This is a genomic window from Ralstonia sp. OTU4908 (genome assembly GCF_038440115.1).
Taxonomy (GTDB): domain Bacteria; phylum Pseudomonadota; class Gammaproteobacteria; order Burkholderiales; family Burkholderiaceae; genus Ralstonia; species Ralstonia pickettii.
This window is the reverse complement of the sequence record NZ_JASATD010000002.1, coordinates 278,133-293,809: the sequence shown is the minus strand read 5'-3', so window position 1 is coordinate 293,809 and position 15,677 is coordinate 278,133. Positions and strand designations below refer to the sequence as shown.

The following is a 15,677-nucleotide window of genomic DNA, read 5'->3' as shown; positions in this document are numbered from 1 at the left end:
TGGGGTCACAGTGCGGTCTCGACCGACCAGGTCCCGGCCACGAGCGCCGTGTTGCCAACCGCATCCGTCAGGGGGCGACCGGTATCCACCACGGTGTGCAGTGTGCCGTCGCGTGCGGTGATGCGCAGCGTCTGGCGGCGTGCGGGCGTTGCTGCATCGCCCTCCAGCACGGCGGCCCCGAGCCAGCGCGCGCGCAGCGCATCGCGGTCATCCGGATGCACCAGTTGCAGTACGGTCGAGATCGACGCCATGCTTGCCGGTTCGTGTCCGAACATGAGCGCGACGTCGCCGCCCCAGTCAATGCGGCCGCTGGCTGGGTCGATGGTGTAGACAAGCTGGCCCGACGCCGCCAGCGCCAGTTCGACGCGGTTTTGCCACTGCGCGCTTTGCTCGTGCAGTTGTTCGCGCGTGGTCTTGAGTGCGCTCACCAGCAGCACCAGCAGCGCGGCAATGCCGAGGTACAGCTGCGTTTCCAGCAGCGACTGGCCATAGTGGTGATCCAGCACGGCGAACGGGCCGTCGCCTTCGGCGGTTTGCGTGAGCGCCACCAGCGTGAGCAGCAGCACCGCCAACGAGCCACCGCGGCCGCCCCACATCAGCGCCACCACCACGGCAAAGAACAGCGGGACGTACGTCAGCGCAAAGCCGATTCCATCGCCAAACTTGGCATCGCTGTTGCCATCGAAAATGATGTATGACGACAGCGCCAGCGCAACGACGGCCGCCAGACCGAGCAGGAAATCCGTGCGGTCGGTGCCACCCGAGCGGAATGCGCGAAAGCGCGACCATGCCGCGAGCACCGGCGTGACGATCAGCACGCCCAGGAAATCCGAAGCCGCCCAGATGCGCAGCACGTGTCCGAACGAGCCGCCCTGCGACCAGGCAAACCACGCCGCGCCGAACAACGCCCCAAGCAGCGCACTGACCGCGCCCGCCACCAGCATTGCGCGCACGAAGTAGAGGCCTTCGAGCGGCACGCGCGCGAGCCTCACCAGCGCCACGGCCAGGGCCGCACTACCGGCTTCGTCGAGCACGAAGAGCATGGCGTGCGCGGGGTTGGTGCGCTCGATCGCCGCCAGCATCAGCTGCGCCACGGCAAACGCTGCCCCCAGCCCGGGCCATTCGCGATACGGCCGCAGCATGAACGCGGCCATGGCCACGCCCGCCGGCAGCCAGATGTAGCCCGTCATGTCGATCGGCCCGTTCAGCCGGTGCGACACGATGGCGGCAACCAGGTAAAGCGCGCCCCAGAGGGCCGTGGCGACGGTCGTTGAAGGTCGGTTCAATGGCATCCGGGTTTCCCTCGGTGAAAACAAAAAACCGCGCCGGCGTCGGTGCCGTGCGCGGTTGATGATGCTACCGCAATCGGTTTCAGGCGGGCTTAGACCACGGGCAGTGCCAGGACTTCCCGCGCGGCGCGGCGGTCGCGCAGTTCGGCCATCCAGCGCTCGAGGTTCGGTCGCGCAGGACGGTCCATCGGCAGGCCCAGCCAGCGGTGCGTGGCGCAGCCGCAGACGATGTCGGCCATGGTGAAGCGACGGCCGGCCACGTACGGCTGCTTGGCCAGCACGGCTTCGAGGATGGCGGTGCTGCGCTCCGCGGCCTGGCGCGAGCGTTCAATGCGCGCGGCGTCGCGCTGGTCTTCCGGCGTGCGCACGAGCTGCAGGAACGCATCCACCATCGATGGGCTGTAGGACGTGGTCTGCCAATCCATCCAGCGGTCGGCATCGGCGCGCTCGTGCAGTTCAAGCGGGTAGAGGTTGCCCGGGCCGTAGCGCGCCGAGAGATAGCGCACGATGGCGTTGGATTCCCACAGCACGAAGCGCGTGTCGCCGGCATCGTCCAGGCCATCTTCGATGACAGGGATCATCCCGTTCGGGTTCATCGCCTTGAATTCCGGCGTGTCAACGCCGCCGAAGGCGCCGCCGACGTCGATGCGCTCGTGGTCCAGCGACAGCTCATGCGCGCACCAGACCACTTTCTGAACGTTGACCGAAGAGAGTCTTCCCCAGATCCGCAGCATCGACGACGGCTCCTTTCTCAGATGAACAAGTGAATGGTGTTAGCGAATTTACGCGGCCTTGGGCGTGAGCGCAGCGATTTCCGCGCGGATCAACTCGCCCAGGACGGCAATGCCTTGCTCGATGCGCTCCGGTGCGACCGTCACGAACGCCAGTCGCAGCGTATTGCGATGCGGCGCATTGGCATAGAACGGCGCGCCCGGCACGAACGCCACATTGCGCGCGACGGCCTTTTCCAGCAGCGCCATCGTGTCGATGCCTTCCGGCACCTCAACCCAGATGAACATGCCGCCTTCCGGACGGTTCCAGTGCACGCCGGCTGGCATATGGCGCGTGAGCGAGTCGAGCATCGCTTCGCATTGCTTGCCATAGAGGTTCCGGATGCTCGGGATGTGCGTATCGAGCAGCCCGGTCTTCAGCACCTCGTATGCCACACGCTGCGTGAAGCTCGGCGTGTGCAGATCCGATGCCTGCTTGGCCTGCACGAGTTTGAAGTGGATATGCTCGGGCGCGATGATGTAGCCCAGGCGCATGCCCGGCGCCAGGATCTTCGAGAACGAGCCCATGTAGACCACGCCGTCCGGATTGAGCGAGCGCAGCGAGGGCAGGGCGTCGCCGGTGTAGCTGAGTTCACCGTACGGGTCGTCTTCGACGAGCAGAACGCCGAGTTCCTTCGCGCGGGCCACCAGGGCCTGGCGGCGGTCCAGCGGCAGGCGGCGGCCGGTCGGGTTCTGGAAGTTCGGGATCGTGTAGAAGAAGCGCGCGCCCGCCCCCAGCTCCGGCGTGAGCGCGTCCGGCAGCAGACCTTGGTCATCGGTGGCGATGGACGTATAGGTCGGCTCGAACAGCGAGAACGCTTGCAGCGCGCCCAGGTACGTCGGCGTTTCGACCAGCACCTTGCTTTGCGGGTCGATGAAGATCTTGCCGAGCAGGTCCAGCCCCTGCTGCGAGCCCGTGGTGATCAGCACGCGCGAGGCGGTGGTGCCATGACGCTGGGCAATCCACTCGCGCAGCACCGACAGGCCTTCCGTCGGCGTGTATTGCAGCGAGGCCTGCGGATTGTCGGCAAACATGCGGGCACACGCCGCCTGAATCGCTTCGACCGGGAAGGTGACCGGGGCGGGCAGGCCGCCGGCAAACGAAATGACCTCAGGACGTTCGGTGATCTTGAGGATTTCCCGGATCGCCGAGCTGGTCAGTTTCTGAGCGCGGCTGGAGAAGGTACAGGCGGTGTGGTCCATGGTGTGGTCCTAGTGTTACAGCGCCCACCTCGTGAGCGAGCGCCGTGGGTGGGCAAGACGGTGAGAATAGCAGGCAACCGACCCGTCTAACACTGGCCGGCTGCCGGTGGCACAGCAGGAAAAAGCGTCGCTCAGGCGACTTCTGCAATCAGCTCGATCTCGACGCACGCACCAAACGGAATCTGTGCGACGCCGAAGGCGCTGCGGGCGTGCTTGCCGGCGTCGCCAAACACCTCGACGAACAGTTCCGATGCGCCGTTGGTCACGAGGTGCTGCTCGGTGAACTCCTGGGTGGAGTTGACCAGGCTCATCACCTTGACGATGCGCTTGACGCGGCTGAGATCACCGCCCAGGTGCGTGTTCAGCGTGGCGATCAGGTCGATGGCGATGGCGCGTGCCGCGGCCTTGCCTTGTTCCGTGGTCATGTCGGCGCCGAGCTTGCCAACCCACGGCTTGCCGTCTTTCTTGGCGATGTGGCCGGACAGGAAGACCTGGTTGCCGGTTTGCGCGGCCATGACGTAGGCGGCAGCGGGGGCGCCGGCGGCAGGCAGTTCGATGCCGAGTTGCTTGAGCTTGGCCTGAGCGTCGTGCGAGGCGGACATGAAGACTCCTTGGTAAGTGCGGTCAACAAGAGAGGGAAGACGTTGCTATCGGCGGACCGACGTTCGCCGGCCGATGCCGACCACGGCAATGACGGCCAGCGCAAACAACACGGTGGGCGCGTCAAGCGATTCACCCAGCAGCAGCCAGCCGCCGATCAGCGTCATGAAAGGTTGCAGCAATTGTATCTGGCCGACCCGCGCAACACCGCCTGCCGCCAGGCCGGAGTACCAGAACAGGAAGCCGATGAACATGGAAAAGGCCGACACGTAAGCCAGCCCCATCCAGGCACGGGACGACGCATGCACCAGGGCTTCGGCCTGATGGGATGACGGCATCCACGCCAGCGCTCCCACGATCGGGAGCAACACGGGCAGCGAGACGACCAGCGCCCAGGCAATCGTCTGCGTGCCGCCCAGTTCTCGCGCAAGCTTGCCGCCGGTGGCATAGCCGAGGGCGCCGGTCACCATCGCGGCGAAGAGGAGCCAATCGGCGCGATGCAGGCTCCCCGCGCCTTGCAGCAGCGCAAAGGAGACGACAAGCACACTGCCCGCCAGCGCACACAGCCAGAACCCGGCAGACGGCCGCTCGCGCCCGAACCAGGCGGCGAAGATGGCGGTCGCAAGCGGTAGCAGGCCGGTGATGATGGCGCCATGGGCGGCCGGTACGTCTCGCATCGCCAGCGACGAGAACAGCGGAAAGCCGACCACCACGCCCATCGCCGTCACCGCCAATTGCCACCATTGATTGCCGCGCGGGCGCTTGCTGGCCGAGAACGCGCCCGTGACCGCGAGCAGCACGAGCGCCAGAACGCTTGCCAGAACGGCACGCGCCAGTGCCACGAAGGTCGCATCCAGCTCGGCGACGGCCATGCGCGTGAATGGCAGCGTCTGGCTGAAGATGGCCACACCGATGAAGCCGAGCAGCAAGCCCCGGCGTTCGGCATGGTCGGCGTGTTGCATGGGGAGGGCGGCGGACTTGTTCATGGTGGCCGCTCAGTCTGCAAACGCTACGGCCACGCGTCGGTTCTGGCGGCTCTTCTTTTCGATCTTGGTGACGATCACGCGGCCGATTTCGCCGGTGGCGCGCACGTGGGTGCCACCGCACGGCTGCCGGTCGATGCCGTCGATGTGGATGATGCGGATGGCCGATGCGCCCGCCGGCGGCGCCGCGCCGATGGTGCGCACGAGTTCGGGCTGGGCGGCCAGTTCTTCCGGGGTGATCAGGTCGATGCGCACCGGCGTGTTCCGGCCGATGAGTTCGTTGAGCTGTGTGGTCAGCGTGTCGCGGTCGAGCGTTGATTCCGGCAGGTCGAAATCGATGCGGCCGGCGTCTGGCGAGATACCGCAGCCCGTGACGGGCACCGGAATTAGCGAGCCCAGCAGGTGCAGGCAAGTATGCAGCCGCATCAGCCGGTGGCGGCGGTCCCAGTCGATGGTGGCCGTGATGGCCGTGCCGGGCGCGAGCAGCGTGAGGCCAGCATTGTCGGCGGGCACATGCAGGACGGTTTGGCGATCCGGGCTATAGACGGTATCGGCAATCGCGATGGTTGTTCCATCGGCCAGGACGAGTGTGCCGGTATCGCCAGCCTGGCCGCCGCTGCGGGCGTAAAACACCGTTGCATCCAGCTCAATGCCTTCCGGGTGCAGAGCGACGACGGTGGCATCGCAGGTGGTGCGGTAAGCGTCTTCGTCAAAACGTTTCAACGTTGGCATGGCGGCGTCTCCGGGTTCGCTGGGGGCGGAATTCTGACCTTGATCCTACCGAACTGTGTCTGTACAGTACCTGTACACTTTGTCGTGGCGCTTTCTGTACAGTTTTCGGCCCGCTCCCGCCTACCTCGTCATGAATTCCACCTCCCACATCATCAGCCTGGATGCCCGCCGCGCAGCCGCCCGCCCGGCGGCGGAGCAGTTGCCCGATCCGATTCCATCCGCGCAGATGACGCTGGTGGATCAGCTCACCGAATGGGCGCGCATGCGCATCGACGAGCGCGTGTTTCGTGCCGGCATGCGCATGCCGTCGATCCGGCAACTGGCGCAGGAGAAGAGCATTTCGCGCTTCACCGTGGTGGAGGCGTACGAGCGGCTGGTGGCGCAGGGGTATCTGGAATCGCGCCGCGGATCGGGCTTCTACGTCAAGGAGCGCCAGGCGCCACTGCCCGAGGAGCCGGTTGCGCCGCCGCCCACCGCCGCCCGCAAGATCGACGTGACATGGCTGCTGCGGAACATGTTCCATTCCGCCGAGCCACGCAAGGCGCCGGGCATCGGCTTTCTGCCCAACGGCTGGCTCGACGGCGAGCTGATCGCCAACGCGCTGCGCACGCTCGGCCGGCAGAACGGCAACCAGTTTCTGGCGTGGGGATCGCCGCAGGGCTTTTTGCCGCTGCGCCAGCAATTGCAGACGCGGTTGGCGGAGCTGGAGATCGGCGCCCGGCCGGACCAGATCGTGATGACCTCGGGCATCACCTCGTCGCTGGACCTGATCGCGCGCCAGTACGTGCAGCCCGGCGATACGGTGCTGGTGGGCGATCCGGCGTGGTTCCTGATGTTCGGCCGCTTTGCCGCGCAAGGGGCGCAGGTGATCGGCGTGCCGTACACCGCCGAGGGGCCCGACCTGATGGCGCTGGAGGGGTTGGTGCAGGTGCGCCGGCCCAAGCTGCTGATCATCAACTCGATCCTGCATAACCCGACGGGCACGTCGCTGTCGGCGGCCAAGGCGTTTCAGTTGCTGCGGCTGGCCGAGCAGTACGGTTTCCTGATCGTCGAAGACGATATCTACGGCGATCTCGCCCCGCCCGGACACCCCGGCACGCGGCTGGCCAGCCTCGACCAGCTGCGCCGTGTGATCTACCTGAGCAGCTTCTCCAAGACGCTCGCGGCCAACCTGCGCGTGGGGTTCATTGCCTGCCACCCCGAGCTGGCCAAGAACCTCGTCGACGGCAAACTGCTGACGGGCCTGGTCACGCCCGAGATCAACGAGCGCGTGCTCTACAAGATTCTGACCGAAGGCCATTACCGCAAGCATGTCGAACGCATACGCGCCCGTCTGGACCGCGCCCGCGACGGCGTGCAGCGCAGCCTCGAGCGCATGGGGCTGAAGCTGTTTGCGCAGCACGGCGCGGGCATGTTCCTCTGGGCCGATACGGGGCAGGACACCAACGCCATTGCCCGCGCCGGGCACGAACAGGGCTATGTGTTTGCGCCCGGAAGCCTGTTCTCGCCGTCGCAGATGCCGTCGACGTGGATGCGCTTCAACATTGCGACCAGTGCGGACCCGGATCTGCTCCGGTTCCTGGCCGGGCAGCTCGATCGTGGGGCTTGAAAACCGAGCCCGACGCCCTATCTAGCCTCACAAATCCATACGGGCGCACGTGCAAGGTGTCGCCCGCTTCTCTTTCCATTTTTCAGACCATTTTGATGCAGACCATGAGCGCACCGCACGAGAAGATGGCTTTCCAGGCAGAAGTGAAGCAGCTTCTGCATCTGATGATCCACTCGCTGTACAGCAATAAGGAAATCTTCCTGCGGGAACTGGTTTCCAATGCGTCCGATGCGGTGGACAAGCTGCGTTTTGAGGGCATCGCCAATCCGTCGCTGCTGGAAGGCGGCGGCGAGCTTGGCATCCGCATCGGCTTTGATGCGGCCGCGCGCACCATCACGATCGCCGACAACGGTATCGGCATGAGCCGCGACGAGGCCATCCGCAACCTCGGCACCATCGCCCGCTCGGGCACGCGCGAGTTCTTCAGCCAGCTTTCGGGCGACCAGCAGAAGGATGCTGCCCTGATCGGCCAGTTTGGCGTGGGCTTCTACTCGGCGTTTATCGTGGCCGACCGCGTGACGGTGGAATCGCGCCGCGCCGGTGTGGCCGCCAATGAAGCCGTGCGCTGGGAAAGCACCGGCGACGGCGAATTCACCGTCGACAGCATCGAACGTGCCGAGCGAGGCACCACCATCACGCTGCACCTGCGCGAGGGTGAGGACGATTTCCTCTCCGCCTGGCGCATCAAGTCGGTCGTGCAAAAGTATTCGGACCACATCTCCCTGCCGATCCAGATGCGCAAGGAAGCGTGGGACGAAGAGAAGAAGGCGATGGTGGCCCAGGACGAATGGGAAACCATCAACCAGGGCAGCGCGCTGTGGGCCCGTCCGCGCGCTGACGTGACCGATGATCAGTACATCGCGTTCTACCAGCACATTGCCCACGAAAACGGCAAGCCGCTCGCCTGGACGCACAACCGCGTGGAAGGCCGTAGCGAATACACGCAGCTGCTGTACCTCCCGACCAACGCGCCGTTCGACCTGTGGGACCGCGAGCGCCGGAGCGGCCTGAAGCTGTACGTCAAGCGTGTCTTCATCATGGACGACGCAGAGCAACTGCTGCCGGGCTACCTGCGTTTTGTGAAGGGCGTGATCGATTCGGCCGATCTGCCGTTGAATGTCTCGCGCGAAATCCTGCAGGAAAGCCGCGACGTGAAGGCTATCCGCGAAGGCTCCACCAAGCGCGTGCTGGGCATGCTGGAATCGATGGCCGAGTCGGATGACGCGGCCGAGAAGGAAAAGTACGCCACGTTCTGGCAAAACTTCGGCCAGGTGCTCAAGGAGGGCATCGGCGAAGACCACGCCAATAAAGACCGCATTGCCAAGCTGCTGCGCTTCGCTTCCACGCACAACGAAGACAGCGCCCAGACCGTCTCGCTGGCGGATTACATTGGGCGCATGAAGGAAGGCCAGGACAAGATCTACTACGTGACCGCCGAAAACTGGACGGCCGCCAAGTCGAGCCCGCATCTGGAAATCTTCCGCAAGAAGGGTGTGGAAGTGCTGCTGCTGACCGACCGCGTGGACGAGTGGATGCTGTCGTTCCTGCACGACTTTGAAGAGAAGGAACTGGTGTCGGTGGCGCGCGGTGATCTTGATCTGGGCGCCTTGGAAGACGAAGCCGAGAAGGCCGAGCACGCCAAGGTGGAAGGCGAGTTCAAGCCGCTGGTCGAGCGTGCCAAGGCTGTGCTCGGCGACAAGGCCAAGGACGTGCGCATCACGCATCGTCTGACCGATTCGCCGTCGTGTCTGGTGGCCGATGAAGGCGACATCAGCGGCACGCTGGCCCGTCTGCTCAAGCAAGCCGGCCAACAAGCCCCGGACAGCAAGCCGGTGTTGGAGCTGAACCCGACGCACCCGCTCGTGCGCAAGCTCGCGCTGCTGGAAACCGTGACCGGCAACGAAGCCGATCGCGCCGCTTTTGAGGATCGCCTGCACGTGCTGTTCGACCAGGCACTCCTGGCTGAGGGCGGCGCGTTGGCCGACCCGGCGGCGTACGTGCAGCGCGTGAACCGCCTGCTGGCCTGACGACCCGCGTGACGCTCAAGCGATGCTTTCCGCCTGTGGTCGACGCGCACACGCGCGTGCTGATCCTGGGCAGCCTGCCCGGCGAAGCATCGCTTGCGCAGTCGCAGTACTACGCACACAAGCAGAACCAGTTCTGGCGCCTGGCCGGCGAGGTGATCGGCCAGGATTTGCCGGGCATGGAATACGCCGCGCGTTTGCAGGTGCTGCTTGCGCATCGCATCGGCCTGTGGGATGTGGTGGCCGAAGCCAAGCGCGAAGGCAGTCTCGACAGCAAGATCCGGGACCATGCCGGGAATGACCTTGCCGGCTTGATCGCCTCGTTGCCGGAACTGGCGCTCATTGCCTTTAACGGCGGCACCGCGTCGCGCATTGGCGTAAAGGCGCTGGGCGACATCGGCGACCGCCACACCATCCTCAAACTCCCTTCCAGCAGTCCGGCCTATGCAGCCGTGTCGTATGCCCAGAAGTTGGCGGCGTGGCTAGCGGTGCGTGAGTGGCTGTCGTAGCTTCCTGCTACCTGGTCGGTCCCTTGTACAAGCCGGTCACGTCGTTCATCACCTCAGTGACATGTGCCCGAAGGTTTGCGATGCCGGCGTCGATGGCCGGCGCGTGCCGGCGCCGGACTGGCCGGCGTCGTTCGTGCCGACGACATTGCGGATCAGTTGGTCCATCTCCTGGATGATGTCTGCGAGCACCGTCGTAATGACCGAGAACTCGCGCCCGTAAGGACCCGCCCGCGCCGCGGAGACGCGCGCGTTCATGGCGACGATGTTGGCCTGCATCGAGATGCGGCCAAGGTGCGTGGCGATGTCCGCCTGACGCTTGCGCAGTGCGACTTCGCATACATGCATTTCCTCCTGGTACGCCTGCGTGATGGTCTGTAGCAATTCCAGCATGGGCGTGGCCTGCGCGACGAGCGCATCGAGCGACGGGTTGCGCTGGGTCGTGCCGGTCGACAGGGTATCGATGGCGCTTTTGGCCAGCGCGATGAACTCGCGGACGCGCGCATCGCCGCGCAGCTTGCCCGAGTACAACTGACGCAATGCCTCCGAGAACGCGCCGGGCAACCGCGCATTGCCGTCCACAAGTTCGGTGTGTGCCGACGCGAATGTCGCCAGGCACGATCGTGCGATGTCGAGCGCGGCGGCATGACCCTGAGCCGCCAATACCATTTGCAGCACGATCCGCTGTGACAGCATGCGCTGCCGTCCGGACAGGTTGATCAGCTCACCAATGGTCTCGACGGACACATCGGCCGCGGAAGCCGGGATGGAGGGAGCGTTCATGTCATGCCTTGCAGGTGGTGTCGGCGCTGATGGAGTCGCGCCGGCCAGAAAAAAACGCCCCGAAGCGAGACGGCGACGCACCGGTTGCCGGGGACGTGCCGTGTCGCCTCGGAGCGCCGTTGCCCCGGACGCTCCTGTGCGGAGCGCGTTATCGCGAAGTGCCAAGGTAGATCAAGGCCGCCGTTGGCCTTGTCCTTGCCGATGCAATAGCCATGCCACGCAAGAGAGGCCGGCGGGCCCGTCGATCCGCACACGCCAAGAGGGTCTGCCGCACTAATCTCGTGCCAGATGCCTCATGACGAGGCGTGCGCGTGCGCCATGCACCGGCCGAATCGCTGGCCTACACTGTGCCCTGCGCAAGAGCGCGCTGCCGCAGGGTTGCGCAGAAGATCGTCGGCGGCCACAACGATGGATACCAAGGAAAGCACTCCCATGACCACACCTTCGATGTACGAGTTTCTCGTACCGACGGCCAACCGCATGCTCGGCAATCTGTCGGCCCTGCTCGACAAGGCGGCTGCCCACGCAGAAGCGAAGAAGTTCGACCCGGCCAATCTGATGACCGCGCGTCTGGCGCCGGACATGCATCCGTTCACGCGGCAGGTCCAGATTGCCTGTGATCAGGCCAAGGGCGGCGCGGCGCGCCTGTCTGGCAACGAGGTGCCGTCGTACCCGGATGTGGAGACGACCATTCCAGAGCTGAAGGCGCGCATTGCCAAGACGCTGGAGTTCGTCAACAGCATCGACCCCGCGGCCTTCGCCGGCAGCGAGGATCGCCAGATCACGCTCAAGAGCCCGACCCGCGAACTGCAGTTCACGGGCATCGATTACCTGCGCGGTTTTGTGCTGCCGAACCTGTATTTCCATGTCACCACGGCCTACGCGCTGCTGCGCCATAACGGCGTGGAGATCGGCAAGCTGGACTTCCTGGGTCATCCCTGAGGTTCGCTTCGCCTAGGCCATTGCCCCATCGACCCTGAAGACCGGCTCTATGCGGCTTCCGGGCGAGCAGGGTGCAGGCGTCAAGGGCGCGGCATCCCCCCCGCTGCAGCGCATCTGTCACAATCGCGCCCGAGGCCGACGCGGGGGGGCGTCGGTGCATTTCTCTATCGGGCCTTCACATGCCGTTTCTTGGAATCGGGTTTCACGTCATCGTCGCGCTGTTCTTTGCGGTGCACGTCGTGCGCAACAACCAGAACATCTACTGGTTGTTCATCTTGTTTGCGTTCCCGCTGCTGGGCAGCGTGGTGTATTTCTTCGCGATCTATCTTCCGGAGATGCGCCACTCGCGCGGTGCCCGCGTTGCCAGTCGCGCAGTGACGCAACTGATCGACCCCAACCGCGCCGTGCGCGAAGCCCGCAACGATTTCGACCGTGCGCCGACCGTGCAGCACCGACTGCGTCTGGGCGAAGCATTGCTGGAGGCCGGCGATGCAAAGGAAGCCCGCCAGCACTTCGAGCAGGCAGCGACCGGCCCGTTTGCCGGCGACCCGGCCGTGCTGCTGGGTCTGGCCCGCGCGCAGTTCGCCACGGGCGATGCGGCGCTCGCCAAGGACACGCTCGACAAGCTGTTCGAAGCGCATCGCGTGACTCGCCAGCAGCCCGATCCGACATTGCTGTATGCACGTGCATTGGCCGCGACGAATGCGCCGAATACGCGTGAAGCGTTCGAGCAGGCCCTGACCTGCGCGAACGATGCCGCCGCCCGTTGCCTCTTCGGCGAATGGCTCCTCGCCCAGAACAACGATGCCGACAAGCTGCGGGCGCAGGCCCTGTTTGAGGAAATCCTGCGCGACGCCAAGCACTGGACGCGCTATGCCAAAGACCACAATCGCGAATGGCTGCAGCGTGCCGCGGCCGCCCAGTCTTCTTCCCGTTGATCCGCTTTATGACGCTGTTGAAACGTAAATCCATCGAGGCCGTCGCCTCGCGCCGTCCGGCCCGTGCCAAGCGCGAAGACCGCCAGAGCCACGATGACGAACCGAAACGCATGGCCCCGCGCTTTGCGCCCGTCACATTCTCTGAACTGGCGGGGGTCCGCTATCTGCACTTTGGTACGGAATGGGTGCAGGGCGCCATGCGCTTGTCCAAGCCCGATGCCATCGAACTGGAATACGCGCAGCAGATGATGGCGTGGCTGCTGTTTCTCGACCCGGCCGCGCGAGCGGACTTCCACGTCGTGCAACTGGGTCTCGGCGCTGCCGCTCTGACCAAGTTCTGCCATCGTCATCTCGCGCCCGCGCAGGTGACGGCGGTGGAGCTGAACCCGTCCGTGATCGTCGCGGCGCGCAGCATGTTCGGCCTGCCGTTTGACGATGCACGCTTGAGCGTGCTCGAGCAGGATGCGTACGACTGGGTGACGGACGCGAGCCACCACGGCACCGTCGATGCGCTGCAGATCGACCTGTATGACGCCACCGCGCGCGGCCCCGTGCTCGATACACCGGCGTTCTACAAGGCTTGCCACCAGGTATTGCGCTCGCCGGGTGTGATGACGATCAACCTGTTTGGCGACCACACCAGCTTCCCGCGCAATATCGAGCGCATCTGTGACGCGTTCGACAATCGCGTGCTCGTATTCCCCGAAGTGCATGACGGCAACGTGATTGCGCTGGCATTCAATGGCCCGCCGCTGCAGGTCAGCTGGGAAGCCGTGCAGGCGCGCGCCGCCGCGCTGCAGGCCTCGATCAAGCTGCCGACCAAGGGCTGGGCTGAGGGTTTGCGCAGTGCCAACGCCGGCCAGGAAGACGCGCTGTCTATCTGATTGCTGCCGCGTGCCGCCCATGCAAAACGCCCCGACTTTCGGGGCGTTTGGTTTTGTGCGGGGCGCTCAGGCGGCGTCGCCCATGCCTGGCATCTGGTCGATGAAGCCGGTCACTGTCTGCATGCGGTCGCCTTCGATGCGTACGAAATCGGTGCCCTTGACTAGCGCCTGCCCCTCGGGGCCGAGCGTCCAGCGGAAGCGGATCGTGTCCTGCACGACATCCGCGCCGCCGTCGCGCGCAAAGCGGAAGCCCGGGAACTTGGCCTGCACGACCGCAATGAGCGCCTCGATGCCGTCATGGCCGGCGCCCTGCATCAGCGGATCGACATACGTGGCGCTTTCAGTCCAGGTTTGCGCGACGAGGGCGCGGCGTTGTGCAGCGTCTGTTGCGTTCCATGCGGCGATGTAACGGTCGACCAGCGTATCGGCGAGCGTGTCGTTGGCGGCGAGTTGGGTGGCGGTCATGACGTTTCTCCGTTCGAAGTGGGAAGCTTGCCCAGCGCGGTGATGCGTCATGCGCTGGATGGCTTCATCTTCGGCGCCAGCGGGGCTGGTGTCGATTACGCGTCAGGTAATCACCGCGTCCACGCCCGGAGAAACGTTGGGAGGTGCGTTACTTCGATAACAGTCGCATCGCGGATTCCAACCCCGCAATCGTCACCGGGTACATCCGCGTCTTCACGATCTGGTTGATGACCGAGATGGATTGGCGGTATTCCCACAGGCCTTCCGGCTCGGGGTTCAGCCAGACGAACTTCGGGAACTGTTCGATCAGCCGCTTGAGCCATGTGGCGCCGGCTTCGGCGTTGTTGTATTCCACCGAGCCGCCGGCCTGCAGGATTTCGTACGGGCTCATGGTCGCGTCGCCCACGAAGATGAGCTTGTAGTCGGGCGGGTATTTGCGGATGACGTCCCAGGTGGAGAACCGCTCCGCATGGCGCCGTCGGTTGTTCTTCCACAGCCATTCGTAGACGCAGTTGTGGAAGTAGTAGTACTCGAGGTGCTTGAATTCCGTCTTGGCGGCGGAAAAAAGTTCTTCCACGCGCTTGATGTGGTCGTCCATCGAGCCGCCCACATCCATCAGCATCAGCACCTTGACGTTGTTGTGCCGCTCGGGGCGCATCTTGATGTCGAGCATGCCGGCGTTGGCGGCGGTGGAGTGGATCGTGTCGTCGAGGTCCAGCTCGATGTCGGCACCATCACGCGCGAACTTGCGCAGGCGGCGCAGCGCCACCTTGATGTTGCGCGTGCCGAGTTCGACGGTGTCGTCGTAGTCTTTGTACGCGCGTGCTTCCCACACCTTGACCGCGGTGCGGTTGCCCTTCGATGGCCCGCCGATGCGGATGCCTTCGGGGTTGTAGCCGCCGTGCCCGAACGGCGACGTGCCGCCGGTGCCGATCCATTTGTTGCCGCCTTCGTGGCGCTCGTGCTGCTCGTTCAGCAGTTCTTTCAGCCGCTCCATCAGCTTGTCGAGGCCGCCCATGGCTTCGATCTTGGCCTTCTCCTCGGGCGAGAGTTCGCGCTCCAGCTTCTTGGTGAGCCAATCCAGCGGAATGTCCGCACGCCAATCGACCGCGCCTTCCACGCCCTTGAAGTAGGCGCCGAACGCTTGGTCAAACTTGTCGAAGTGCTTTTCGTCCTTCACCAGCGTCATGCGCGCGAGGAAGTAGAACTCGTCGAGCGACGGCGCGATGACCTGCTGCTTGAGCCCTTCCAGCAGCGTCAGGTATTCCTTGACCGAGACCGGCAGCTTGGCGTGCCGCAGCGTGAAGAAGAAATCGATGAGCATGGTGGTCCTCCGGCGCTCAGGCGCGCGGTTGCTCGAGCTTGTATTGCAGATGGCGTTTCACGGTCAGCCATTCCGATTCGATGATCGAGAACACGACCGTGTCGCGGAAGCTGCCGTCCGGCATGCGCTGGTGATTGCGCAGCACGCCGTCCTGTTTGGCACCGAGCCGGGCGATGGCCGCGCGGCTCTGGTGGTTCATCCAGTGTGTGCGGAATTCCACCGCAATGCAGCGCAGTGTCTCGAATGCGTGCGTGAGCAGCAGCAACTTGCATTCGGTGTTGACCGCCGTCCGCTGTACGGATTTGGCGTACCACGTGTGGCCGATTTCGAGCCGCCGGTTGGCTTCGTCCACGTTGAAGAGGCGCGTGGCGCCGACCACCTTGCCGGGCTGCCCATCGTGCATCTCTCGCACGACGAACGGCATGGCACCCAGGCGTTCGCGCATGTCGAGGGCAATGGCCAGCCATTCGCCGGTCTTGTCGGGCGATGGGACGGATGTGTACCAAAGCTTCCACAGCTCGCCATCAGCGGCCGCGGCGCGCACTTCGTCCTCGTGCTCCGGGCCGAGTGGCTCCAGCCAGGCGTGCTGGCCGGACAGCGTGACGGGCTCGATCAGGCGCGGCAT

Annotated in this window: 16 protein-coding genes; 6 read left to right on the top strand and 10 right to left on the bottom strand. The window is 64.9% G+C overall.

What is annotated here, in order from left to right; all coding sequences use genetic code 11:
* Nucleotides 1-5: 5 nt before the first annotated feature.
* The 6 genes from AAHM38_RS03250 to AAHM38_RS03225 all read right to left on the bottom strand — a co-directional run bounded on the left by AAHM38_RS03250 (nucleotide 6) and on the right by AAHM38_RS03225 (nucleotide 5,577).
* Nucleotides 6-1,292, bottom strand: a complete 1,287-nt coding sequence (locus AAHM38_RS03250) for an MASE1 domain-containing protein (protein WP_009238593.1) — start codon at nucleotides 1,290-1,292, stop codon at nucleotides 6-8.
* Nucleotides 1,293-1,381: 89 nt separating this feature from the next.
* Nucleotides 1,382-2,023 carry a glutathione S-transferase family protein gene (locus tag AAHM38_RS03245; protein WP_004629060.1) on the bottom strand — a complete coding sequence of 214 codons (642 nt, stop codon included), beginning with the start codon at nucleotides 2,021-2,023 and terminating at the stop codon, nucleotides 1,382-1,384.
* A 48-nt stretch (nucleotides 2,024-2,071) separates the two neighbouring features.
* Nucleotides 2,072-3,262 carry an aminotransferase-like domain-containing protein gene (locus AAHM38_RS03240; RefSeq protein WP_116574761.1) on the bottom strand — a complete coding sequence of 397 codons (1,191 nt, stop codon included), beginning with the start codon at nucleotides 3,260-3,262 and terminating at the stop codon, nucleotides 2,072-2,074.
* A 131-nt stretch (nucleotides 3,263-3,393) separates the two neighbouring features.
* Entirely contained in the window at nucleotides 3,394-3,864 is a 471-nt protein-coding gene (locus AAHM38_RS03235) for a RidA family protein (RefSeq protein ID WP_116574762.1), read from the bottom strand.
* A 45-nt stretch (nucleotides 3,865-3,909) separates the two neighbouring features.
* Nucleotides 3,910-4,848: a DMT family transporter gene (locus AAHM38_RS03230; protein WP_182552921.1), complete on the bottom strand. Its 939-nt coding sequence runs from the start codon at nucleotides 4,846-4,848 to the stop codon at nucleotides 3,910-3,912.
* 9 nt (nucleotides 4,849-4,857) lie between these two features.
* A complete protein-coding gene (locus AAHM38_RS03225; RefSeq protein WP_116574764.1) occupies nucleotides 4,858-5,577 on the bottom strand; it encodes an alanyl-tRNA editing protein in 720 nt (239 codons plus the stop codon).
* A 55-nt stretch (nucleotides 5,578-5,632) separates the two neighbouring features.
* On the opposite strand from AAHM38_RS03225, the gene AAHM38_RS03220 reads away from it, so the two are divergent.
* The 3 genes from AAHM38_RS03220 (at nucleotide 5,633) to AAHM38_RS03210 (ending at nucleotide 9,719) form a co-directional block, all read left to right on the top strand.
* The gene (locus AAHM38_RS03220) at nucleotides 5,633-7,186 is read left to right on the top strand and encodes an aminotransferase-like domain-containing protein (RefSeq protein ID WP_179817508.1); all 1,554 of its coding nucleotides are present in this window, start codon (nucleotides 5,633-5,635) and stop codon (nucleotides 7,184-7,186) included.
* Between the two features lie 104 nt (nucleotides 7,187-7,290).
* Nucleotides 7,291-9,213: a molecular chaperone HtpG gene (gene htpG, locus AAHM38_RS03215; RefSeq protein ID WP_116574883.1), complete on the top strand. Its 1,923-nt coding sequence runs from the start codon at nucleotides 7,291-7,293 to the stop codon at nucleotides 9,211-9,213.
* An 8-nt stretch (nucleotides 9,214-9,221) separates the two neighbouring features.
* Nucleotides 9,222-9,719, top strand: a complete 498-nt coding sequence (locus tag AAHM38_RS03210; protein WP_116574766.1) for a DNA-deoxyinosine glycosylase — start codon at nucleotides 9,222-9,224, stop codon at nucleotides 9,717-9,719.
* Between the two features lie 48 nt (nucleotides 9,720-9,767).
* Here the strand turns inward: AAHM38_RS03210 and AAHM38_RS03205 are convergent, their stop codons facing one another.
* Complete coding sequence (locus AAHM38_RS03205) at nucleotides 9,768-10,499, bottom strand: type IV pili methyl-accepting chemotaxis transducer N-terminal domain-containing protein (protein ID WP_116574767.1); 732 nt, start codon at nucleotides 10,497-10,499, stop codon at nucleotides 9,768-9,770.
* 432 nt (nucleotides 10,500-10,931) lie between these two features.
* Between AAHM38_RS03205 and AAHM38_RS03200 the strand changes: the two genes are divergently transcribed.
* The 3 genes from AAHM38_RS03200 (at nucleotide 10,932) to AAHM38_RS03190 (ending at nucleotide 13,263) form a co-directional block, all read left to right on the top strand.
* Entirely contained in the window at nucleotides 10,932-11,441 is a 510-nt protein-coding gene (locus tag AAHM38_RS03200; protein WP_004629041.1) for a DUF1993 domain-containing protein, read from the top strand.
* Between the two features lie 179 nt (nucleotides 11,442-11,620).
* Nucleotides 11,621-12,379, top strand: a complete 759-nt coding sequence (locus tag AAHM38_RS03195; protein ID WP_065857343.1) for a tetratricopeptide repeat protein — start codon at nucleotides 11,621-11,623, stop codon at nucleotides 12,377-12,379.
* Nucleotides 12,380-12,387: 8 nt separating this feature from the next.
* Entirely contained in the window at nucleotides 12,388-13,263 is an 876-nt protein-coding gene (locus AAHM38_RS03190; RefSeq protein ID WP_116574768.1) for a spermidine synthase, read from the top strand.
* 66 nt (nucleotides 13,264-13,329) lie between these two features.
* Here AAHM38_RS03190 and AAHM38_RS03185 read toward each other — a convergent pair whose 3' ends face one another.
* The 3 genes from AAHM38_RS03185 to AAHM38_RS03175 form a co-directional block, all read right to left on the bottom strand.
* Nucleotides 13,330-13,728 carry a nuclear transport factor 2 family protein gene (locus AAHM38_RS03185; protein WP_116574769.1) on the bottom strand — a complete coding sequence of 133 codons (399 nt, stop codon included), beginning with the start codon at nucleotides 13,726-13,728 and terminating at the stop codon, nucleotides 13,330-13,332.
* A gap of 148 nt (nucleotides 13,729-13,876) precedes the next feature.
* Nucleotides 13,877-15,052, bottom strand: coding sequence for a vWA domain-containing protein (locus AAHM38_RS03180; protein ID WP_116574770.1), 1,176 nt, complete (start codon nucleotides 15,050-15,052; stop codon nucleotides 13,877-13,879).
* 16 nt (nucleotides 15,053-15,068) lie between these two features.
* Nucleotides 15,069-15,677, bottom strand: coding sequence for a GNAT family N-acetyltransferase (locus tag AAHM38_RS03175; protein ID WP_065857351.1), 609 nt, complete (start codon nucleotides 15,675-15,677; stop codon nucleotides 15,069-15,071).

Bases quoted from the DNA above. Each gene is read 5' to 3' on its own strand.
- AAHM38_RS03250 (WP_009238593.1), bottom strand. From the start codon at position 1,292: ATGCCATTGAACCGACCTTCAACGACCGTCGCCACGGCCCTCTGGGGC.
- AAHM38_RS03245 (WP_004629060.1), bottom strand. From the start codon at position 2,023: ATGCTGCGGATCTGGGGAAGACTCTCTTCGGTCAACGTTCAGAAAGTG.
- AAHM38_RS03240 (WP_116574761.1), bottom strand. From the start codon at position 3,262: ATGGACCACACCGCCTGTACCTTCTCCAGCCGCGCTCAGAAACTGACC.
- AAHM38_RS03235 (WP_116574762.1), bottom strand. From the start codon at position 3,864: ATGTCCGCCTCGCACGACGCTCAGGCCAAGCTCAAGCAACTCGGCATC.
- AAHM38_RS03230 (WP_182552921.1), bottom strand. From the start codon at position 4,848: ATGAACAAGTCCGCCGCCCTCCCCATGCAACACGCCGACCATGCCGAA.
- AAHM38_RS03225 (WP_116574764.1), bottom strand. From the start codon at position 5,577: ATGCCAACGTTGAAACGTTTTGACGAAGACGCTTACCGCACCACCTGC.
- htpG (WP_116574883.1), top strand. From the start codon at position 7,291: ATGAGCGCACCGCACGAGAAGATGGCTTTCCAGGCAGAAGTGAAGCAG.
- AAHM38_RS03205 (WP_116574767.1), bottom strand. From the start codon at position 10,499: ATGAACGCTCCCTCCATCCCGGCTTCCGCGGCCGATGTGTCCGTCGAG.
- AAHM38_RS03200 (WP_004629041.1), top strand. From the start codon at position 10,932: ATGACCACACCTTCGATGTACGAGTTTCTCGTACCGACGGCCAACCGC.
- AAHM38_RS03195 (WP_065857343.1), top strand. From the start codon at position 11,621: ATGCCGTTTCTTGGAATCGGGTTTCACGTCATCGTCGCGCTGTTCTTT.
- AAHM38_RS03190 (WP_116574768.1), top strand. From the start codon at position 12,388: ATGACGCTGTTGAAACGTAAATCCATCGAGGCCGTCGCCTCGCGCCGT.
- AAHM38_RS03185 (WP_116574769.1), bottom strand. From the start codon at position 13,728: ATGACCGCCACCCAACTCGCCGCCAACGACACGCTCGCCGATACGCTG.
- AAHM38_RS03180 (WP_116574770.1), bottom strand. From the start codon at position 15,052: ATGCTCATCGATTTCTTCTTCACGCTGCGGCACGCCAAGCTGCCGGTC.
- AAHM38_RS03175 (WP_065857351.1), bottom strand. From the start codon at position 15,677: ATGCCGCGCCTGATCGAGCCCGTCACGCTGTCCGGCCAGCACGCCTGG.